The sequence below is a fragment of the Pseudomonas sp. Tul2A7 genome, from assembly GCF_054790505.1.
Window position 1 is genome coordinate 2546573 of sequence record NZ_CP186499.1, and the last position, 21777, is coordinate 2568349.

The 21777-nt window shown below is 61.3% G+C and carries 17 protein-coding genes; 14 read left to right on the forward strand and 3 right to left on the reverse strand.

What is annotated here, in order from left to right:
- The first annotated feature begins 99 nt into the window (after positions 1-99).
- The 13 genes from ACOYXJ_RS11460 to madM all read left to right on the forward strand — a co-directional run bounded on the left by ACOYXJ_RS11460 (position 100) and on the right by madM (position 17129).
- The gene (locus ACOYXJ_RS11460; RefSeq protein ID WP_460369508.1) at positions 100-2148 is read left to right on the forward strand and encodes a methyl-accepting chemotaxis protein; all 2049 of its coding nucleotides are present in this window, start codon (positions 100-102) and stop codon (positions 2146-2148) included.
- Positions 2149-2159: 11 nt separating this feature from the next.
- Positions 2160-8057 carry a hybrid sensor histidine kinase/response regulator gene (locus ACOYXJ_RS11465; RefSeq protein WP_460369511.1) on the forward strand — a complete coding sequence of 1966 codons (5898 nt, stop codon included), beginning with the start codon at positions 2160-2162 and terminating at the stop codon, positions 8055-8057.
- Entirely contained in the window at positions 8050-8520 is a 471-nt protein-coding gene (locus ACOYXJ_RS11470; RefSeq protein WP_150648888.1) for a chemotaxis protein CheW, read from the forward strand. Before ACOYXJ_RS11465 ends, ACOYXJ_RS11470 begins: the two co-directional genes overlap by 8 nt.
- A 675-nt stretch (positions 8521-9195) precedes the next feature.
- Positions 9196-9561: a DUF6124 family protein gene (locus ACOYXJ_RS11475; protein ID WP_141126235.1), complete on the forward strand. Its 366-nt coding sequence runs from the start codon at positions 9196-9198 to the stop codon at positions 9559-9561.
- Positions 9562-9882: 321 nt separating this feature from the next.
- Positions 9883-11553, forward strand: a complete 1671-nt coding sequence (gene mdcA, locus ACOYXJ_RS11480; protein ID WP_093429846.1) for a malonate decarboxylase subunit alpha — start codon at positions 9883-9885, stop codon at positions 11551-11553.
- Positions 11553-12425 carry a triphosphoribosyl-dephospho-CoA synthase gene (locus tag ACOYXJ_RS11485; RefSeq protein WP_460369514.1) on the forward strand — a complete coding sequence of 291 codons (873 nt, stop codon included), beginning with the start codon at positions 11553-11555 and terminating at the stop codon, positions 12423-12425. The genes mdcA and ACOYXJ_RS11485 overlap by 1 nt, the downstream gene beginning before the upstream one ends.
- The gene (locus tag ACOYXJ_RS11490; RefSeq protein WP_160042189.1) at positions 12425-12724 is read left to right on the forward strand and encodes a malonate decarboxylase subunit delta; all 300 of its coding nucleotides are present in this window, start codon (positions 12425-12427) and stop codon (positions 12722-12724) included. Before ACOYXJ_RS11485 ends, ACOYXJ_RS11490 begins: the two co-directional genes overlap by 1 nt.
- Positions 12717-13568, forward strand: coding sequence for a biotin-independent malonate decarboxylase subunit beta (locus ACOYXJ_RS11495; protein WP_460369516.1), 852 nt, complete (start codon positions 12717-12719; stop codon positions 13566-13568). The genes ACOYXJ_RS11490 and ACOYXJ_RS11495 overlap by 8 nt, the downstream gene beginning before the upstream one ends.
- Complete coding sequence (gene mdcE / locus ACOYXJ_RS11500; RefSeq protein WP_460369518.1) at positions 13565-14350, forward strand: biotin-independent malonate decarboxylase subunit gamma; 786 nt, start codon at positions 13565-13567, stop codon at positions 14348-14350. Before ACOYXJ_RS11495 ends, mdcE begins: the two co-directional genes overlap by 4 nt.
- Positions 14344-14964: a malonate decarboxylase holo-ACP synthase gene (locus ACOYXJ_RS11505; RefSeq protein WP_460369521.1), complete on the forward strand. Its 621-nt coding sequence runs from the start codon at positions 14344-14346 to the stop codon at positions 14962-14964. The genes mdcE and ACOYXJ_RS11505 overlap by 7 nt, the downstream gene beginning before the upstream one ends.
- Positions 14961-15881, forward strand: a complete 921-nt coding sequence (mdcH, locus tag ACOYXJ_RS11510; protein WP_460369523.1) for a malonate decarboxylase subunit epsilon — start codon at positions 14961-14963, stop codon at positions 15879-15881. The genes ACOYXJ_RS11505 and mdcH overlap by 4 nt, the downstream gene beginning before the upstream one ends.
- Positions 15882-15946: 65 nt before the next feature.
- Complete coding sequence (gene madL / locus ACOYXJ_RS11515) at positions 15947-16363, forward strand: malonate transporter subunit MadL (RefSeq protein WP_038358777.1); 417 nt, start codon at positions 15947-15949, stop codon at positions 16361-16363.
- 1 nt (position 16364) lies between these two features.
- Positions 16365-17129, forward strand: a complete 765-nt coding sequence (gene madM / locus ACOYXJ_RS11520) for a malonate transporter subunit MadM (protein ID WP_007913704.1) — start codon at positions 16365-16367, stop codon at positions 17127-17129.
- A gap of 305 nt (positions 17130-17434) precedes the next feature.
- Here the strand turns inward: madM and ACOYXJ_RS11525 are convergent, their stop codons facing one another.
- Positions 17435-18355, reverse strand: coding sequence for a LysR family transcriptional regulator (locus ACOYXJ_RS11525; RefSeq protein WP_460369525.1), 921 nt, complete (start codon positions 18353-18355; stop codon positions 17435-17437).
- A 141-nt stretch (positions 18356-18496) separates the two neighbouring features.
- On the opposite strand from ACOYXJ_RS11525, the gene trhA reads away from it, so the two are divergent.
- A complete protein-coding gene (gene trhA, locus ACOYXJ_RS11530) occupies positions 18497-19114 on the forward strand; it encodes a PAQR family membrane homeostasis protein TrhA (RefSeq protein WP_038358773.1) in 618 nt (205 codons plus the stop codon).
- A 186-nt stretch (positions 19115-19300) separates the two neighbouring features.
- Here the strand turns inward: trhA and ACOYXJ_RS11535 are convergent, their stop codons facing one another.
- Positions 19301-20020, reverse strand: a complete 720-nt coding sequence (locus ACOYXJ_RS11535) for a 16S rRNA (uracil(1498)-N(3))-methyltransferase (RefSeq protein WP_460369527.1) — start codon at positions 20018-20020, stop codon at positions 19301-19303.
- Positions 20021-20163: 143 nt separating this feature from the next.
- Positions 20164-21570 carry an adenosylmethionine--8-amino-7-oxononanoate transaminase gene (locus ACOYXJ_RS11540; RefSeq protein WP_460369530.1) on the reverse strand — a complete coding sequence of 469 codons (1407 nt, stop codon included), beginning with the start codon at positions 21568-21570 and terminating at the stop codon, positions 20164-20166.
- Positions 21571-21777: the final 207 nt, after the last annotated feature.

Genomic DNA, 21777 nt, shown 5'->3' on the forward strand with positions numbered 1-21777 from the left:
GGCAAGATAAATATTGGCTGACCCAGCGCTTTCGCGAGCAGGCTCGCTCCCACAGGGATTGCAGCAGGCCTCAAAGGTGTGGGTTAAGGGCGAGGACCGATGACAAAAGCAAAAACAGGCAAGCCGGCGGAAGGGTCGCGCAGTCGCTCGCAGATCATCGTGCTGTTCATCGCACTGATCGTGTTCATCATGCTGCTGTTCGCCAACTTCGCGTACCTCAACACCCAGGCGAACTACGACAAACAGTACATCGGCCACGCCGGTGAGCTGCGCGTGCTCTCGCAACGTATCGCCAAGAACGCCACCGAAGCCGCCGCCGGCAAGGCTGCCGCGTTCAAGTTGCTCAGCGATGCGCGCAACGATTTCGCCCAGCGCTGGGGTTACCTGAAAAAAGGCGACCCGGCCACCGGCCTACCTCCCGCCCCGGCCAACGTGCGCCCGGAAATGCGCGCCGTGCAGCTCGACTGGGAGCGCCTGCTGAAAAACACCGACGCGATTCTTTCCAGCGAACAGACCGTGCTGTCGCTGCATCAGGTCGCCGCGACCCTGGCCGAAACCGTGCCGCAGTTGCAGATCGAATACGAAAAAGTCGTCGAAATCCTCCTCCAGCGCGGCGCCCCGGCGGCGCAGGTGGCGATGGCCCAGCGCCAATCACTGCTGGCCGAACGCATTCTTGGCGCGGTCAACACCGTGCTCGCCGGCGACGAAAACTCCCAGCAAGCCGCCGATGCCTTCGGCCGCGACGCCACGCGTTTCGGCCAAGTGCTCAACGGCATGCTGCAAGGTAACCCGGTGCTGAAAATCAGCCAGGTCGAAGACCGCGACGCCCGTGCGCGTTTGAGCGAAATCTCCGAGCTGTTCCAGTTCGTGTCCGGCTCGGTGGATGAAATTCTCGAAACCTCGCCGGAGCTGTTCAAGGTGCGGGAGTCGGCGAGCAACATCTTCAGCCTTTCGCAAACCCTGCTCGACGAAGCCTCGCACCTGGCCACTCGTTTCGAGAACCTTGCCGGCGGGCGCAATACCGACACCATCGGCGGCTACGTTCTCGGTTTGCTGGCGCTGGCCTCGATCATCCTCATTGGTCTGGTGATGGTTCGGGAAACCAATCGCCAGTTGCGCGAAACCGCCGAGAAGAACGAGCGCAACCAGAACGCGATCATGCGTCTGCTCGACGAGATCGAAGACCTCGCAGACGGCGACCTCACTGTGACCGCTTCGGTGACCGAAGACTTCACCGGCACCATCGCCGACTCGATCAACTATTCCGTCGACCAACTGCGCGATCTCGTCGCGACGATCAACCTCACTGCCGGCCAGGTCGCCGCAGCGGTGCAGGAAACCCAGGCCACCGCCATGCATCTGGCCCAAGCCTCGGAACATCAGGCCCAGCAGATTTCCGAAGCCTCGACGGCGATCAGCGACATGGCCGAATCCATCGATCAGGTCTCGGCCAACGCCGCTGAGTCTTCAGCGGTAGCCGAGCGTTCCGTGGAGATCGCCAACAAGGGCAACGAGGTGGTGCACAACACCATCCACGGCATGGACAACATCCGCGAACAGATTCAGGACACCGCCAAACGCATCAAGCGCCTCGGCGAGTCGTCGCAGGAAATCGGCGACATCGTCAGCCTGATTGACGACATTGCCGACCAGACCAACATCCTCGCCCTCAATGCGGCGATTCAGGCGTCGATGGCTGGTGATGCCGGGCGCGGTTTTGCCGTGGTCGCCGATGAAGTGCAGCGGCTGGCCGAACGCTCGTCCGCCGCCACCCGGCAGATCGAAACCCTGGTGCGGGCGATTCAGACCGACACCAATGAAGCGGTTATCTCGATGGAGCAAACCACCACCGAAGTGGTGCGCGGCGCGCGACTGGCGCAGGATGCCGGTGTGGCCCTGGAAGAAATCGAGGGCGTATCGAAGACCCTCGCGGCGCTGATTCAAAGCATTTCCAACGCAGCGCAGCAGCAGACGACTTCCGCCGGGCAGATCTCGCTGACGATGAACGTGATCCAGCAGATCACCTCGCAGACTTCGTCTGGCTCCACGGCCACCGCCGAGAGCATCGGCAACCTGACGAAAATGGCCAGTCAGTTACGGCGTTCGGTGTCCGGCTTCACCTTGCCGGCGGCGACAGATAAAGCGTGAGTGGAGTGGTTATGGGTGATCGGCACGACTATGTGGCCCTCGAATGGGTCAAAGGCGAAATTGCCGAAACGCTGAGGCTGGCGCATCAGGCGATTGAAGCCGTGCTCGATGATCCGCAGGCCTTTCCCGGGCTGGACGAGTGCCTGGATTACATCCATCAGGTCCACGGCAGTTTGCAGATGGTCGAGTTCTACGGCGCAGCCTTGCTCGCCGAAGAAATGGAACATCTGGTCGAAGCCTTGCAGCATGAGCGCGTCAGCCATCGCGACGAAGCCCTGCATCTGTTGCTGCAAGCCCTTGGGCAATTGCCGATCTACCTCGACCGCGTGCAGAGCGCCCGCCGCGATTTGCCGTTGGTGGTGCTGCCGCTGCTCAACGATCTGCGCAGTGCTCGTGGCGAAAGCCTGTTGTCGGAAACCAGCCTGTTCAGCCCGCAACTGCCTGAGTTACCGCCCTTGAGCGCCGAAGCACTGGCGCTGCTTGAGCCGGCAGAGTTGCCGAACGTGCTGCGCAAATTACGGCAGATGCTGCAAATGGCTTTGGTCGGTTTGTTGCGCGAACAGGATGACCAGACGCATCTCGAGTATCTGGCCAAAGTCTTCACCCGCCTCGAAGCGCTGAGCGGTGATTCGCCGCTGAGCCCGCTGTGGCAAGTCGCCTCGGCGCTGGTCGAAGGCATGCGCGAAGGCATCATCGCCAACAGTCCGGCGCTGCGCAGCCTGTTCAAGGACGCCGACAAAGAACTCAAACGCCTGCTCGATCAGGGCATGGCCGGCCTCAATCGGCCGCCACCGGCGGAGCTGCTGAAAAGCCTGTTGTTCTATATTGCCAAAGCCGAACATCCCACCGGGCAGATGCTGACCATGAAAGATCGCTACTCCCTGGACGACGCGTTGCCCGACAGCGCGATGGTCGACGAAGAACGCGCGCGCCTGGCCGGCCCCGACCGCGATGCGATGCGCTCGGTGCTGGCGGCGCTGTGCGAAGAGCTGGTGCGGGTCAAGGAACGCCTCGACCTGTTCGTGCGCAGCGACCGTCAGCACACCTCGGATCTGGAGAGCCTGCTGGCGCCACTGCGGCAGATTGCCGACACCCTCGCCGTGCTGGGTTTCGGCCAGCCGCGCAAAGTCATCATCGATCAATTGGCCGTGGTGCTCAGCCTCGCCCAAGGCCAGCGCGAACCGAATGACGCGATCCTCATGGACGTTGCCGGTGCTCTGCTCTACGTCGAGGCGACGCTGGCCGGCATGGTCGGCACCGTCGAGCCGGAAAGCCCGGAAGACGCGCGCCTGCCGACCACCGACCTGACGCAGATCCATCAGATCGTCATCAAGGAAGCGCGCATCTGCCTGCAACAGGCCAAGGACATGATCGTCGACTACATCGACGCCGATTGGGATCGCCAGCACCTGCAACCGCTGCCGGCGCTGTTGACGCAGGTGCGCGGTGCGCTGGCGATGATTCCGCTCAGCCGCGCGGCGAGTCTGGTCGAAGCCTGCAACGGTTTTATCCGCGAACATCTGCTGCTTGATCCGCACGAGCCGGGTTGGGAACAACTCGATCATCTGGCCGATGTCATCAGCAGCCTCGAGTATTACCTCGAACGTCTGAGCGACGATCCGCAGGCGCCGAGCGAGCAGTTGCTGGATGTCGCGCAGAAGTCCCTTGCGAGTCTGGGTTTCTTTCCAAATGAGCCGCATGTGCCCGTGCTCGACGACGTGCTCAGCCCCAGCGAAGCGCTGGTGATGCAGGACATGCAGGCGCTCGACGATCCGGAAACCGTACAGTCGCTGGCCGACGTTCTGGCCAGCCCGGTTTCGGCGCTCAACCCGCCGGCCCTGATTACTCCCGGCAGCCTGATGCCGCCACCGGCTGATGAAGAACCGGTCGACGATGAGCTGCGCGAAGTGTTCCTCGAAGAGACCGACGAGGTCCTCGAAGTTCTCCACGAATACCTGCCGCGCTGGATCGCCAATTCGCAGGACCGCGATGCGCTGACCGAGCTGCGTCGCGCCTTTCACACCTTGAAGGGCAGCGGGCGCATGGTCCGCGCGCTGATTCTCGGTGAACTGGCGTGGTCGGTGGAAAACCTGCTTAACCGCGTGCTGGAGCAGAGCGTCGAACCGTGCGCGGTGGTGCAGCAAGTGCTGACCGACACCGTGCTGTTGCTGCCCGAACTGATCAGCGAATTCGCCACTAACAGCCAACGGCAACGCAGCGATGTCGATCAACTCGCTGCCCGTGCTCACGCCTTGGCCAAGGGTGACGAACCGCTGGCTGCCGAAGACGTCGACGATGTCGCCGCGCTCGATCCGCTGTTGCTGGAGATCTTCCGCAAAGAAGCCGAGACCCACCTCGCCAGCCTCAATCGCTTTCTCGATCAAGCCGCCGAGCATGTGCCGCTACAGGCCAGCGATGAATTGCAGCGCGCCCTGCACACGCTCAAGGGCAGCGCCTCCATGGCCGGGGTGTTGCCGATTGCCGAACTCGCTGCACCGCTCGATCAACTGGCCCGCGAGTTCAAGGCGCATCAGTTGCCGCTCGACCTCGACGAAGTGGAGTTGCTGCTCGAAGCCGAGGGCCTGTTTCGCGTCGGCCTGCGTCAGCTCAAGCACGATCCGCTGGCGCCGATTGTCGGTGCACAGTCGCTGATCAAACGCTCGGAAACCCTGCTCGCCGAGCGTCTGGCGTCGATCCTCGATGCGCCCAATACCGGCCTGCGGATCAAGCGCGATCCGCAACTGATCAACAACTTTCTCGCTCAGGGCATGGATATCCTGCTGGATGCTGAGAGCCTGCTACAGCGCTGGCAGCAACACCCCGGCGAGCGTCAGGAACTCAGCGCCTTGCTGGATGAACTGACCACCCTTGGCGAAGGCGCGCATTTGGCGGATTTGCTGCCGGTGGATGTGTTGTGCGAAGCCTTGCTCGATCTCTACGGCGCCGTGGAAGAAAGCAGCCTGGCGGTCAGCGAACGGTTTTTCCAGGAAGCGCAAAACGCTCACGAAGCGCTGATCAACATGCTCGACGAACTGGCGGCGGGTCAGGAAGTCACGCCGCAGCCAGAGCGGATTCGGGCGTTGCATGATCTGCTCGATCAGAGCCTCGATCCTTCTTCCATGGGCCTGATTCGCAGCGATGGCAGCCGCACCCTGAGCATCCGTGAACTGGGCAGCGCCACCGCTGAGTTGCAGCAAAAGGCAACGGCGCTTGAACCCGATGACGAGATCGTCGAGATCTTCCTCGAAGAGGCGGTGGACATTCTCGACAGCTCAGGCCAGGCCTTGCAGCGCTGGTTGAGCGACCCGGACAATGCCGCGCCGCTGTCCTCGTTGCAGCGCGATTTGCATACGCTCAAGGGCGGCGCGCGGATGGCCGAAGTCGAGGTAATTGGCGATCTGGCACAGGAGCTGGAAAGCCTTTACGAAGGTCTGGTCGATCGTCGCTTCAACTACAGCGAAACCTTGAGGCGTCTGCTGCTCAAGAGTCATGAGCGTTTGGCGCTGCTGCTTGAACAACTGCAACAACATCAGCCACTGACCCCGGCGCAGGATTTGATCGAAACCCTGCGTCAGGTGCGTCAAGGCCAGGCCGTCAGCGAAACGCCCCAGCCAGCGGCCGATCATGACAGCGCTGGCCACGACCCGGAGCTGCTGGAGATATTCCTCGAAGAAGGTTTCGACATCATCGAAAACTCCGGCGCCGCGCTGCTGCGCTGGCAGGCCGAGCCGGGTAATCGTCAGGAAGTGGAAACCCTGCTGCGCGATCTGCACACCCTCAAGGGCGGCGCGCGGATGGTCGAGATCGGCCCGATCGGCGACCTCGCCCATGAGCTGGAATACCTTTACGAAAGTCTTTCCTCCGGAACATTGCAGCCGTCGACCGAACTGTTTGCGCTGGTGCAGCGCGGGCATGATCGCCTGGCGCAAATGCTCGATGGCGTGCGCGCCGGGCAACCGTGTCCACCGGCGGATCGGTTGATCAACGCGATCCAGAATTTCAGCCACCCAGTGACGGTAGAAACGCCGCCAGTGCTATCTGTGCCGGTCAAGACTGACGCGGCGCCGCCGGCTGCCGAGGCTGGCGCGGACATGGTCAAGGTCTCCGCCGAACTGCTTGATGAACTGGTCAATCTGGCCGGCGAAACCTCGATCTTCCGTGGTCGTATCGAGCAGCAAGTCAACGACGCGCAGATCGCCCTGAACGAGATGGAAACCACCATCGAACGGATGCGCGATCAGTTGCGTCGTCTCGACACCGAAACCCAGGGGCGAATTCTCAGCCGCCAGCAAGTCGATGCCGAACGCCTCGGTTACGAAGAATTCGATCCGCTGGAAATGGACCGCCATTCGCAGTTGCAGCAACTGTCGCGGGCGCTGTTCGAATCGGCATCCGACTTGCTCGACCTCAAGGAAACCCTCGACCGCCGTAATCACGACGCCGAGAACCTGTTGCAGCAACAGGGCCGCATCAACACCGAATTGCAGGAAGGCCTGATGCGCACGCGCATGGTGCCGTTCGAGCGCATGTTGCCGCGCCTCAAACGCATCGTCCGTCAGGTCGCTGAAGAGCTGAACAAAGACGTTGCCTTCGTCGTCGGCAACGCCGAAGGCGAGATGGATCGCAACGTGCTCGAGCGCATGGCCGCGCCGCTGGAACACATGCTGCGCAATGCCGTCGACCATGGTCTGGAGTCGGCCGAAGTGCGGCTGGCGGCGGGTAAACCGGCGCAAGGACAGATCAGCCTCGACCTGTCCCGCGAGGGCGGCGACATTGTTTTCGATATTCGCGATGACGGCGCCGGGGTGCCACTGGAAGCGGTGCGGCGCAAGGCGATCAAGCGTGGCATGCTCGCGCCGGAAGCGGAGATCAGCGACCGCGACGTGTTGCAGTTCATCCTTCAGCCGGGATTCTCGACCGCCGAAAAAATCACGCAGATTTCCGGACGCGGCGTCGGCATGGACGTGGTGCACGAAGAAGTGCGGCAACTCGGCGGCAGCATGAGCATCGACTCGGTGCCGGGGCAGGGCGTGCATTTCCGCATTCGGCTGCCGTTCACCGTGTCGGTCAACCGTGCGCTGATGGTGCAGTGTGGCGAGGATCAATACGCGATTCCGCTGAACACCATCGAAGGCATTGTTCGCGTGTTGCCGAATGATCTGGAAGCGCACTTCCGGGTTGATCCGCCGCGTTACCAGTATGGCGGCCAGACCTATGAACTGTGCTACCTCGGCGAACTGCTGAAAACCGCGCCACGGCCGAAACTGCTCGGCCAGAACCTGCCATTGCCGGTACTGCTGGTGCACTACAACGACCGGCGCATCGCGGTGCTGGTGGATACCATGGCCGGCACCCGCGAGATCGTGGTCAAGAGCCTTGGCGCCCAATTCGCGGCAGTGCAGGGCGTGTCCGGGGCGACGATTCTCGGCGATGGCCGGGTGGTGCTGATTCTCGATTTGCTCGCACCGATTCGGGCGATGCAAGCGCGGGTTGCGCAGACACCGACGGTGCCGGAGATCGACAGCGAACCGCAGAAACCGCTGCTGGTGATGGTGGTCGACGACTCGGTCACCGTGCGCAAGGTCACCAGCCGTTTGCTCGAACGTCACGGCATGAACGTGCTGACCGCCAAGGACGGTGTCGACGCCATGTTGTTGCTCGAAGAACACATGCCCGACCTGATGCTGCTCGACATCGAAATGCCGCGCATGGACGGCTTCGAAGTCGCCACCCAGGTGCGCAATGACGAACGCCTGCAACACCTGCCGATCATCATGATCACCTCACGCACCGGCCAGAAACACCGCGATCGCGCGATGGCCATCGGCGTCAACGACTACCTCGGCAAGCCGTATCAAGAGTCGGTGCTGCTTGAAAGCATTGCCCAGTGGAGCAAGAAACATGCATGAGCGCCGGCATAATCAACGCAGCAGTCAGTTGACCGGGTTGTTGCTGCCGTTGGCGGATCGCAACCTGATCTTGCCTAACGTCGCTGTCGCTGAGTTGATTGATTACCAGGCCAGCGCCTTCGATCTGGATACGCCGCCGTGGTACCTGGGGCGCGTGAAGTGGCGTGAGCGGCAGATTCCGCTGCTGAGTTTTGAATCGGCGTGCGGGCAGAAAATCGTCATTGGCGAGCGCGCGCGGATCGTGATTTTGAATGCGCTGGGCGGATTGCCGGAGTTGAAGTTCATTGCGCTGCTGGTGCAAGGGATTCCGCGCTCGTACAAGCTCGACAGTCAGTTGAGTTATGTCGATGTGCCGTTGTGTGCGCTGGAGCAGGCGGCGGTGCAGGTCGGGGAGCAGGTGGCGAAGGTGCCGGATTTGTTGGGGTTGGAGAAGTTGTTGGTGGAGGCGGGGCTGGTCCACTGATCCAGAGTCTTCAGTGTTTGATCGTTCCCACGCTCCGCGTGGGAATGCAGCCCGGGACGCTCCGCGTCCCAAAAAGCCGAACGCGGAGCGTCCGTTGAGGCATTCCCACGCAGAGCGTGGGAACGATCATCGGCGGGCTGATCCAGAATTTGCGCTGCTTCGGCTGGCCTCTTCGCGAGCAGGCTCGCTCCCACAATGGATCTCCAGTGATCCCGAATTTTGCGGACGACACAGACCCCCTGTGGGAGCGAGCCTGCTCGCGAAAGCGCCAGTCGCATCACCTCAATCCGACAGACAAATCCTCAATCGCTGTGCGCAATAAACACCATTCAGCCAAGCTGTTTAAAGACACCCGGTGTTACGGCTCCCTAGCCTACAAATCCTTGCGCCGCTGCCTACGCATGCACCAGAATCCGCCGGCTTGTGCGCCTTGGGCATGCTGCGTAACTTGATTCCGTCACTGATTTCCAGTGATCGGGTTTAGTAGCCCGTCATATTTGGGGCGTATAGCTCATCAGACAGTCAGGTACTCCATACCTGCACTTTATGGTGGTTGTGCGCAGGGCGCCTTCGGGCGCGCCGGTTTCCCAGATCCCCGGTCTACTAACCTGCGTACAGCTGCCTCCACTTCTTTTAGTAGAGAAGCGGTGGCTAGCCCGAATGAGGATCTGGTAAATGTTCAAAGTAACGCCAAACCCGCCGCTCACCGACCCGGCATCTCCCTACGAATCCCCCGATTCAAAGAAATTCCACGAAGCCGCCGAACGCGCCCTCGACCATTACCTCGGCCCGACCAACGCCGACCTGATGGCCACGCCTTACACCCCCAACACGCTGTACATGGCCAACCCCAATGCCGACACCGAATCCCTGCTGGCCGACGCCAGTGAAACCCTCGGGTCGGCCACGGTGATGCTCAATAACCATGCGGCAATGGTGGAAGGTACGCACCGCAAGACTGTGCAAGGTATTGCGCAGGTGGTGATGGTGGCGGAGATGGCTGTTAACCGTTTGTTGGATAGGTTGGTGCCGACGGAGTGACTTAAAAGCTGACCCTCACCCCAGCCCTCTCCCGGAGGGAGAGGGGGCCGACCGAGGTGTCTGGCGTCATACATCGACCTGAAAAACCGAGTCGATTATGGGTTTGGTAAAGCGAGTCGATTATGGATTCGGTAAAGCACGATCAGGTCGGCGCAATTCCCGAATATCCCCCAATCGGTCCCCTCTCCCTCCGGGAGAGGGCTAGGGTGAGGGCGCTCTTGACCATTACGCTCAGCGTAATGATTCACCACCGCGCTTGATTGATGCCCCCACCCCACACGCCTACCTTAGCTCCACGACAGCGAACCCCGTGGAGTGAGCATGACAACAACAATTTCCCCCGATTCGCGCTGGACGCGGCGGCGCGATGAGAAGCAGCGCCGGCTCGACAAGGTGCGCGGGCTGGCCGACGGTGTGGTGTTGCCCACCGACAAGATCGTCGCCGCGCTCGAAGCGCTGATCCATCCCGGCGACCGTGTGGTACTCGAGGGCAACAACCAGAAGCAGGCGGACTTCCTCTCGCGCTCGCTAGCCAAAGCCGACCCGGAAAAGCTCCACGATCTGCACATGATCATGCCCAGCGTCGGTCGCTCCGAGCACCTCGACCTGTTCGAACGCGGCATCGCCCGCAAACTGGATTTCTCCTTCGCCGGCACCCAGAGCCTGCGCATCAGCCAGTTACTCGAAGACGGCCTGCTGGAAATCGGCGCGATTCACACCTACATCGAACTCTATGCCCGGCTGGTGGTAGACCTGATCCCAAACGTCGTGCTCTCGGCCGGGTTCATGGCCGACCGCGCCGGCAACATCTACACCGGCCCGAGCACCGAAGACACCCCGGCACTGATCGAACCGGCCGCGTTCAGCGACGGCATCGTCATCGTCCAGGTCAACCAATTGGTCGACGACGTCAGCGAACTGCCGCGCGTGGACATTCCGGCGTCGTGGGTCGATTTCGTGGTAGTCGCCGATAAGCCGTTCTATATCGAGCCGCTGTTCACCCGTGACCCGCGCCACATCAAGCCTGTGCACGTACTGATGGCGATGATGGCGATTCGCGGCATCTACGAAAAACACAACGTGCAGTCGCTCAACCACGGCATCGGTTTCAATACCGCCGCCATCGAGCTGATCCTGCCGACCTACGGCGAATCCCTCGGCCTCAAAGGCAAGATCTGCCGCAACTGGACGCTCAACCCGCACCCGACGTTGATCCCGGCGATCGAGAGCGGCTGGGTCGAAAGCGTGCATTGCTTCGGCACCGAACTGGGCATGGAAAACTACATCGCCGCGCGCCCGGACGTGTTTTTCACCGGCCGCGACGGCTCGCTGCGTTCCAACCGGATGTTCTGCCAACTGGCCGGGCAATACGCGGTGGATCTGTTTATCGGCGCGACGTTGCAGGTCGATGGCGATGGCCATTCTTCGACCGTGACCCGTGGCCGTCTCGCCGGTTTCGGTGGCGCGCCGAACATGGGCCACGACCCGCGCGGTCGCCGTCACGGCACCCCGGCGTGGCTGGATATGCGCCACGACGACTCGCAGCAGCCGATGCTCGAACGCGGCAAGAAACTCGTGGTGCAAATGGTCGAGACGTTCCAGGAGGGCGGCAAACCGACCTTCGTCGAAACCCTTGACGCGGTGGAAGTGGCGAAGAAAAGCGGCATGCCGCTGGCGCCGATCATGATTTACGGCGACGACGTCACCCACTTGCTCACCGAAGAAGGCATCGCCTACCTGTACAAGGCACGCTCGCTGGAAGAGCGCCAGGCGATGATCGCAGCGGTCGCCGGCGTCACCGCCATCGGCCTGCGCCACAACCCGAAAGACACCGAACGCATGCGCCGCGAAGGCCTGATCGCCTTGCCCGAAGACCTCGGTATCCGCCGCACCGATGCCACCCGCGAACTGCTCGCGGCGAAAAGCGTGGCTGATCTGGTCGAGTGGTCCGGCGGCCTGTACAACCCGCCCGCCAAATTCAGGAGCTGGTAATGCACGCACTTAACCTGCAAGCGAAACCGCTGTCCCTCGCTGATCGATTGGCCGATCTGGCGGTGGACGCCTTGATCGACGAAGCCGATCTGTCGCCGAAACCGGCGCTGGTCGACCGTCGCGGCAATGGCGCGCACACCGATCTGCATCTGGGCCTGATGCACGCTTCGGCGCTGTCGTTGTGGCCGGCGTTCAAGGAAATGGCTGAAGCGGCGGTTGAAATCGGCGACGTCGATTCAACGTTGCGCGAAGCGATTGGCCGCATCGGTCGTGAAGGCGAGCAAGCCATGCTCACGACCACCGATGGCGTGAACACGCATCGTGGGGCGATCTGGGCCTTGGGATTATTGGTGACCGCTGCTGCGTTGGAACCGCAATCCTCCAGCGCTAACGCCGTGACCCTGCGCGCCGCACGCCTGGCCTTGCTGGATGATCGTTACGCGTCAAAGCCATTGAGCCATGGCGCGCAAGTCGCCCTGCGTTACGGCGCTCGCGGTGCTCGGGAAGAAGCGCAACTCGGCTTCCCTTCGGTGCTGCAACGCGGCTTCCCACAACTCAAACGCAGCCGCGGCAACGGCCACGGCGAACAGAACGCCCGGCTCGACGCCTTGCTCGCGATCATGACCAATCTGGCCGACACCTGCGTGCTCTACCGCGCCGGTGAAGAGGGCCTGCACGCCATGCAGTCCGGCGCGCAAGCGGTGCTCGATGCCGGTGGCAGCGCCAGCCTCAGCGGGCGTCGTCGCTTGCACGAACTGGATCAACAACTCATCGCATTAAATGCCTCGCCCGGTGGCGCCGCCGACTTGCTCGCCGTCACGCTGCTGCTCGATCGCATCGAGCGCGACGGCATCCTTCAGGGAGCGTTTTGATGGAAACCCTATCGTTTGAATTCTCCGCCGGGCAGCCGCCACGCGGGCGGGCGCTGGTCGGTTGTGTCGGCTCCGGAGATCTGGAAGTGCTGATCGAACCGGGCCTGGCCGGCAAGCTGACGATCAATGTGCAGACCTCGGTCAACGGCGCGCAACTGCGCTGGCAGCATCTGTTTGCGCGGATGTTCGACGGCACCACGCCGCCGGCGATGGCCATCGATATCCACGATTTCGGTGCGACGCCGGGGGTGGTGCGCTTGCGGCTGGAACAAGGTTTCGAGGAGATCGGCCATGACTGACAGCACAGCGCTGCTCAACAAACACAGCTTCGTCGAGCTCGGTGCGCGGCAACGGGCGCAAGCCTTGCTCGATGCCGGCAGCTTTCGCGAATTGCTCGATCCGTTTCAACGGGTGATGTCGCCGTGGCTCGAACGCCAGGGCGTGGTGCCGCAGGCCGATGACGGTGTGGTGATCGCCAAGGGCAGCCTCGATGGTTTGCCGGTGGTCATTGCCGCGATTGAAGGCGCATTTCAGGGTGGCAGCCTTGGCGAAGTCGGCGGGGCGAAGATTGCCGGCGCGCTGGAACTGGCCGCTGAAGACAACCGCAAAGGCATTCCGACCCGCGCGGTGCTGTTGCTGGAAACCGGCGGCGTGCGCTTGCAGGAAGCCAATCTCGGGCTGGCGGCGATTGCTGATATTCATGCGGCGATTGTCGATTTGCAGCAGTACCAACCGGTGGTCGGCGTGGTGGCGGGCAGCGTTGGGTGTTTCGGCGGTATGTCGATTGCGGCGGCGCTGTGCAGTTATTTGCTGGTGACTCAGGAAGCACGCCTCGGTTTGAACGGCCCGCAGGTGATTGAGCAGGAAGCCGGAATCGAAGAATACGACTCTCGCGACCGGCCATTCATCTGGAGCCTGACTGGCGGCGAGCAGCGTTTTGCCAGTGGTCTGGTGGATCGGTATGTCGCCGATGACGTGGCGAATATTCGTCAGCAGGTCGGTGAATTACTGCAGCAGGGTTTGCCAGCGAAACCACGCAGCCAGCGCGCCGAATGGTTTCTGCAACGCCTCAGAAGCCTGAACACTGACCCGCAAATCGAACCGTCGGTGGTTCGCGATCTGTATCAAGGAGAGCGCTCATGAGCGGTTATTCACTGCGCGGTTTGAACTGGTTCAACGCTTTGAGCGCGGGCGCTGGCGCGGTCGAAGGGCTACCGGCCTCGTTGAAGGTTGCTGACGGTGAGCTGGGGCGTTTTATCGCGGTGGTCGCTGACCCGGACAATCGTTTCCCGCGTGCGCGCAACGGCGAAGTCGGTTTGCTCGAAGGCTGGGGTTTGGCCAAGGCTGTGGATGACGCGATCATGGCTGACCGCGACAAAGCGCAGAAGCGCCCGATCATCGCCATCGTCGATGTGCCGAGCCAGGCTTATGGTCGGCGCGAAGAAGCGCTCGGCATTCATCAGGCGTTGGCCGGTGCGGCGGACAGTTATGCCCGTGCGCGGTTGGCCGGGCATCCGGTGATTGCATTACTGGTCGGTAAGGCGATGTCCGGGGCGTTTCTGGCTCACGGTTATCAGGCCAATCGTTTGATCGCGCTGCGTGATCCGGGCGTGATGGTGCATGCCATGGGCAAGGCTTCGGCGGCGCGGGTGACGTTGCGCAGTGTTGAAGAGTTGGAAGCGCTGGCCGCCAGCGTGCCGCCGATGGCCTATGACATCGACAGTTATGCGAGCCTCGGTTTGCTCTGGGAAACCCTGTCGGTGGAGCAGATTGAGCAGCCGACGGCGGAAGATCTATCAAGAGTCAACGAGTTCCTCAAACAAGCCATCGGCGATATCGCCGGTACTGACTTGAGCAATCGCCTCGGCGCAAAAAACCGTGCGGCCTCCAGCAAGGTTCGCGAATTGCTGAGGGCGCAGTGGTGAACACGCCTCTGGCCCACGATCTGCTCTGGGGCATGACCCCGGCGCAGTTGCCGGCGGATGCGCCGCTGTGGGCAGTCGAGTCGCTGGCCGCTGGGCAACCGGTGGTGGTGCGGCGGGCGTTGAGTGCTGAAGGTTTTGTCGCGGTGGGCGTGCGCGGTGTGTTGCGCGAGCAGCGGCTGGCGGCGTTTATGGAGCTCGATTCGATTGCCTGTCGCGTCAGCCCCGAGGGGCTTTGTCATGTCGATTGCGAGCGCGATCTGCCGGTCATGCACGCGCTCAAACAACTGCGGCCAATGCTCGACGATTGCGGTTGGATCTGGGGTGTCAGCGGCAGCGTCGGGTTTGAATTGGCCAGTGGTTTTACCGCGATGCACGCGGCCAGTGATCTCGATCTGATTCTGCGTACGCCGCAGCTGATCACGCGTAATCAGGCTCGTAAATTCGTAGAGATTTTTGATCAAACCGAGTGCCGGATCGACATGCAGTTACAGACGCCGTTCGGTGCTGTGGCATTGCGCGAGTGGGCCAGCGGATCGGCACGCGTGCTGCTGAAAAACGAGTATCAGGCCTGTTTGGTGACTGACCCGTGGAACCCGCAGGAGCAGGCAGCGTGAGCAGTCTGCTGGTGTTCCCCGGCCAGGGTGCGCAGCAAGCGGGCATGCTTCAGCGTTTGCCTCGGGAATCGTTGGTCGAGGCCAGCGATGTGCTTGGTGAAGATGTTTTGTTGCTGGACTCCAGCGATGCGTTGCACACGACAAGGGCGGTTCAGCTATGCCTGCTGATCGCCGGAGTCGCTGCTTCGCGGCAGTTGTTGCAGGACGGACTCACGGCGGACTACGTTGCCGGCCTGTCCATCGGCGCTTACCCGGCAGCAGTGGTTGCGGGGGCGTTGAGCTTCCGCGACGCGTTGCATCTGGTCAGCCTGCGCGGTGAGTTGATGCAACAGGCTTATCCACAGGGCTACGGCATGACCGCGATCATCGGCCTGCAATTATCCACAGTCGAAACGCTGCTGGCGCAGGTGCATAGCGAGGATTCGCCGGTGTATCTGGCCAACATCAACGCCGACAATCAGGTGGTGATTGCCGGCAGTGACAAGGCCATGCAAGCGGTGGCCGAACTGGCGCGCAGTCGTGGCGCCGGTCTGGCAAAACGTCTGTCGGTAAGCGTGCCGTCGCACTGCCCGCTGCTGGACGAACCGGCGCAAACCCTCGCCGAAGCCTTCGCCAAGATCGAACTGAAAACCGCGAAAATCGCTTACCTGAGCGGCAGCCGCGCGCGCCCCGTGACCAAAGTAGAAGCGCTGCGCGACGACCTCGCCTTCAACATGTGCCGCGTGGTGGATTGGCGCGGCACCGTACAAAGCGCCTACGAGCGCGGCGTGCGTCTACAAATCGAACTGCCGCCCGGTGCGGTGCTGACCGGGCTGGCGCGCCGGGTGTTCGAGCAAGGCACGGTCACTGCCTTCGACAGTGCGCGTCTCGACACCTTGCAGGCGCTGTTGCGAGAGGAGGGTGGCCGCCAACTCTAAAACCGCCGACTCAAGCTTCGAACAACAAAAACAACATTCGACGATGCACTTTGAGGACTACAACAATGATTATTTACGGTGTGGCGCTGCTCGCGATCTGTACGCTGGCAGGGGTGATCATGGGTGACATGCTCGGCGTGTTGTTGGGCGTGAAATCCAATGTCGGCGGGGTCGGCATCGCCATGATCCTGCTGATCTGCGCGCGGTTGTGGATGCAGAAACGCGGCGGCATGACCAAGGAATGCGAGATGGGCGTCGGCTTCTGGGGCGCGATGTACATTCCAGTGGTGGTGGCGATGGCGGCGCAACAGAACGTCGTCACCGCGCTGCATGGTGGCCCGGTGGCGGTGCTGGCGGCGATTGGTTCGGTGGTGGTTTGTGGCTGCACGATTGCTTTGATCAGCCGCACGCATAAAGGCGAGCCATTGCCTGATGAACCGGCGGAAATCTCCCCGGTCGGCACGCCAGTAGGAGGCCGCTGATATGTGGGATCTCATCGAGAAAGGTCTGGAACACAATGGGCTGGTCACTGCATTCGCTTTTGTCGGCGTGATCATGTGGGTGTCGGTGGTTCTGTCCAAACGCCTGACGTTCGGACGTATTCACGGTTCGGCGATTGCCATTGTTATTGGTCTGGTTTTGGCGTGGGTCGGCGGCACCATGACCGGTGGCCAGAAAGGCTTGGCGGATCTGACGTTGTTCTCTGGCATCGGCCTGATGGGCGGGGCGATGCTGCGTGACTTTGCGATTGTGGCCACGGCGTTTGAAGTGCAGGCCACCGAGGCGAAGAAGGCCGGGTTGATTGGTGTGATTGCGTTGTTGCTCGGTACGATCCTGCCGTTCATTGTCGGCGCGTGCATGGCCTGGGCGTTCGGTTATCGCGATGCGGTGAGCATGACTACCATTGGCGCGGGTGCGGTGACCTACATTGTTGGGCCGGTGACGGGTGCGGCGATTGGCGCGACATCGGATGTGATGGCGCTGTCGATTGCCACCGGGTTGATCAAGGCGATTCTGGTGATGGTCGGCACGCCGGTCGCGGCGCGCTGGATGGGACTCGATAACCCGCGTTCGGCGATGGTGTTTGGTGGTTTGGCCGGGACAGTGAGTGGCGTGACGGCAGGGCTGGCGGCGACGGATCGGCGGTTGGTGCCTTATGGGGCGTTGACGGCTACGTTTCACACCGGGCTTGGGTGTTTGCTTGGGCCATCGCTGCTGTTCTTTATTGTTCGCGGGATTGTGGGCTGAAGATCAAGAGCCCCTCACCCTAGCCCTCTCCCGGGGGGAGAGGGGACTGATCGCGTTGGATGTTGGAGCTACGCCGACCTGAAATTTCCGAGTCGAACTCAGGTCTTGAAATCTCCCCGATCTGCTCCCTTTCCCCCTCTACCATTTGGCGGAGAGGGGACTGATCGCGTTGTTTTGGCGTTATACATCGACCTGAAAGTCCTGAGTCGAGCTCAGATCTTGAAACCCACGAAGATCTGCTCCCTTTCCCCCTCGCCCCCTTGGGGGAGAGGGCTGGGGTGAGGGGGTAGGCTCTTGATCTGCTGTTAATCCACCAACTGCCGATTCGCATACATCCGACACTCCGCCAACAGCGCCAGCAAATTCGGATCCCTCTCCTTGGCCTTCAAAAACACCACCCCAATGTGCTGCTGCAACCGATATTTCTCCTGCAACGGAATCAGCTTCACCCGGTTTTCATACACCGCCGCAATCCGTCCCGGCAGCAACGCATAACCCACCCCCGAACTGACCATGCTCAGCAGCGTGAAGATGTCATTCACCTGCATCGCCACCTTCGGCTCAAACCCCGCCTGCTTGAACACCCGCACGCCATCCTGATGCGTGGCAAAGCCCTGAGTCAGGGTGATGAAAGTTTCATCGCGCACCTCTGCCAGATCGACTTCACTGCGCTGAGCAAACTTCGAATCCGCCGGGGTAGCGAGGAAGATGTCGTCGGAGAACAACGCAATCTGCTCGCAATCCGGGTCGTTGATGCTGTCGTCCAGCGACACCAGAATCGCGTCGACTTCCATGTTTTTCAGCTTGTAGAGCAGGTCGATGTTCGAGCCGAGGATCAGGTCGATGTTGAGTTCGCTGCGGCGAATCTTCAGGCCCATGATCAGTTGCGGTACGGTTTTCACCGTCAGCGAATACAGGGAGCCGAGTTTGAAGCGTTCAGCCGAGAACCCGGCGGCTTCGCGGGTCAGGCGCACGCTTTCGACGACGTCATTGATCAGCTTCTGCGCGCGCTCTTCGAGTACATAAGCACTTTCCAGCGGCGTCAGGTTGCGGCCTTCGTGTTTGAACAGCGGGCAGCGCAGGGCGCTTTCCAGCGAATGAATGGCGCGGTGCACGCTGACGTTGCTGGTCTGCAACTCGGCGGCGGCGCGGGCGAGGTTGCCGGTGCGCATGAAGGCGAGGAACACCTCGAGTTTTTTCAGGGTCAATTCTTCGTCGATCAGCATGGCGCGGACTCTTTTTGGTATCGGCCGATTGTGCCCAATTACCACGATGTGTGCAGGCTGGTGTTGAACAGAAACATTGCGCTTTTACGCTCAAGGCCCGAGCCTTGCGCGCTGCGGTAACGAATGTGAGGTGAGCAATACATGTATCACGGAGAACGATTGAACGCCTGGACTCATCTGGTCGGGGCGGTGGCGGCATTTATTGGTGGCGTGTGGATGTTGGTGATTGCCTGCCTGGACGGCAGCCCGTGGAAGATTGTCAGTGTGGCGATTTACGCTTTCACCCTGCTGGTGCTTTACAGCGCCTCGACCGTGTACCACAGCGTGCGCGGGCGCAAGAAAGCGATCATGAAGAAGGTCGATCACTTTTCGATCTACCTGTTGATTGCCGGCAGCTACACGCCGTTCTGCCTGGTGACCCTGCGCGGGCCGTGGGGCTGGACGTTGTTCGGGATTGTCTGGGGGCTTGCGCTTATCGGCATCCTCCAAGAGATCAAACCGCGTTCGGAGGCGCGGATTCTGTCGATCGTGATTTACGCGGTGATGGGCTGGATTGTGTTGGTGGCGGTCAAGCCGTTGATTGCGGCGCTGGGCACCACAGGGTTTGCCTGGCTGGCGTCGGGCGGGGTTTTGTACACAGTGGGGATTATCTTTTTTGCCCTCGATCACCGGTTGCGGCATGCGCATGGGATCTGGCATCTGTTCGTGATTGCCGGGAGCTTGCTGCACTTTGTGGCGATTCTGTTTTATGTCCTCTAAACCGAATCATCCCCAATCCCCTGTGGGAGCGAGCCTGCTCGCGAAGGCGTCAGTAGAGCTGATGCTGATGTTGGCTGATACACCGCTTTCGCGAGCAGGCTCGCTCCCACAGTAGATATCCAGTGAACACAGATTTTGTGAACACCCTAGATCCAATGTGGGAGCGAGCTTGCTCGCGAAGGGGCCTTAGAAATCACCCCAAAGCTGCTGGGCCACCGCCAGTGCAACCACCGGCGCAGTTTCAGTGCGCAGCACCCGCGGTCCGAGGCGGGCGGCGTGGAAGCCGTTGCTCTTGGCTTGCTCAACTTCGGCGTCAGTCAACCCGCCTTCAGGCCCGATCAAGAACGCCAGTGTCGCCGGTTTGGCATGGCTCACCAACGGCTCCGCCACCGGATGCAACACCAGTTTCAACTCCGCTTCGGTCTGCTTGATCCAGTCTGCCAACAACACCGGCGGATGAATCACCGGCACCCGCGAACGACCACATTGCTCGCACGCGCTGATCGCCACCTGACGCCAGTGCAGCAGGCGTTTGTCGGCGCGTTCGTCCTTGAGGCGCACCTCGCAGCGGTCACTGAAGATCGGCGTAATTTCATTCACGCCCAGCTCGGTGGCTTTCTGAATCGCCCAATCCATGCGCTCACCACGGGACAGGCCCTGGCCGAGATGGATGTGCAGCGGCGATTCGATCTGACCGGCGAATTGCTCGTCGATCTGTACGGTCACGCGTTTCTTGCCGACTTCCAGCAGGGCGCCGCGAAACTCATGGCCGGAACCGTCGAACAGCTGCACCGCATCGCCCTCGGCCATGCGCAGCACGCGGCTGATGTAATGCGCCTGGGCTTCCGGCAGTTCGTGTTGGCCAGTGCTCAGCGGGGCGTCGATAAAGAAGCGGGACAGTCTCATTTCGGGTCTCTGGAAAAATGTGAATCAGGTGGATCGGTGTCGACTTCATTCGCGAGCAGGCTCGCTCCCACATTTGGAATGCATTCCCCTGTGGGAGCGAGCCTGCTCGCGAAAGCGGCAGGTCGGGCACCACAAATTTCGAATCAACCCGGATCGCGGAAGCCGGGGTGGAAGTCTTTCGGCACGGCAACGCTGACGCTGTCTCGCGTAGCAATGTCGATGCCTTCGCTAGCCACTTCGGCGAGGAAGTCGATCTGCTCCGGGGTGATCACGTACGGCGGCAGGAAATACACCACGCTGCCCAGCGGACGCAGCAACGCGCCACGCTCCAGCGCATGCTGGAACACCTTCAAACCACGGCGTTCCTGCCAAGGGTAGGCCTCTTTGGTGGCTTTATCCTTGACCATCTCGATGGCCAGCACCATGCCGGTCTGGCGCACTTCGGAAACGTTCGGGTGATCGACCAGATGCGCCGTCGCCGAGGCCATGCGTTGTGCCAGCGCCTTGTTGTTCTCGATGACGTTGTCGTGCTCGAAGATATCCAGCGTCGCCAGTGCCGCCGCGCACGCCAGCGGGTTGCCGGTGTAGCTGTGCGAATGCAGGAACGCGCGCAGGGTCGGATAGTCGTCGTAGAAAGCGCTGTAAACCTCGTCGGTGGTCAGGCACGCCGCCAGCGGCAGATAGCCGCCGGTCAGGGCTTTCGACAGGCAGAGGAAGTCCGGACGGATGCCAGCCTGTTCACAGGCAAACATGGTTCCGGTGCGACCGAAGCCAACGGCGATTTCGTCGAGTATCAGGTGCACGCCGTAGCGATCACAGGCCTCGCGCAGCAATTTCAGATACACCGGGTGATACATGCGCATGCCGCCAGCGCCCTGAATCAGCGGCTCGACAATCACTGCCGCGACGCTGTCATGATTATCGGCCAAGGTCTGTTCCATGGCCGCGAACATGTTGCGCGAATGTTCTTCCCAACTCATGCCTTCCGGGCGTCCGTAGCAATCCGGGCTCGGCACCTTGATGGTGTCCATCAGCAGCGCTTTGTAGGTTTCGGTGAACAGCGGTACGTCGCCGACCGCCATCGCTGCCATGGTTTCGCCGTGGTAGCTGTTGGTCAGGGTGACGAAGCGTTTCTTGTTCGGTTGGCCGCGATTGAGCCAGTAATGAAAGCTCATTTTCAGCGCGACTTCGATGCAGGACGAACCGTTATCGGCGTAGAACACCCGATTCAGGCCTTCCGGGGTCATCTTCACCAGACGCTCGGACAGCTCGATCACTGGCTGATGGCTGAAACCGGCGAGAATCACGTGCTCGAGTTGATCGACCTGATCCTTGATGCGCTGGTTGATCCGCGGGTTGGCATGGCCGAACACGTTGACCCACCACGAGCTGACAGCATCGAGGTAACGCTTGCCTTCGAAGTCTTCGAGCCAGACGCCTTCACCGCGCTTGATCGGGATCAGCGGCAGCTGTTCGTGGTCTTTCATCTGGGTGCAGGGATGCCACAACACCGCGAGGTCGCGTTGCATCCACTGGTTATTCAGGCCCATTTACAGTCTCCTCGAGGCGGCTCGCGACAGGCGCGGGCAAACAATCGCGCAAGCCTATGCAATGCGTCGCGTGGGGACAACCCATTGTGTCGATTGAGCTACTTTGTATGAGCCGATAGACGTCGCTGGCGGCGTTTTGATGGCTAACGTATTCTTCGCGGTTCTTTGGGTCGTCTGACCCGCAAAAGTGCTTTTTCCTACGTGTAT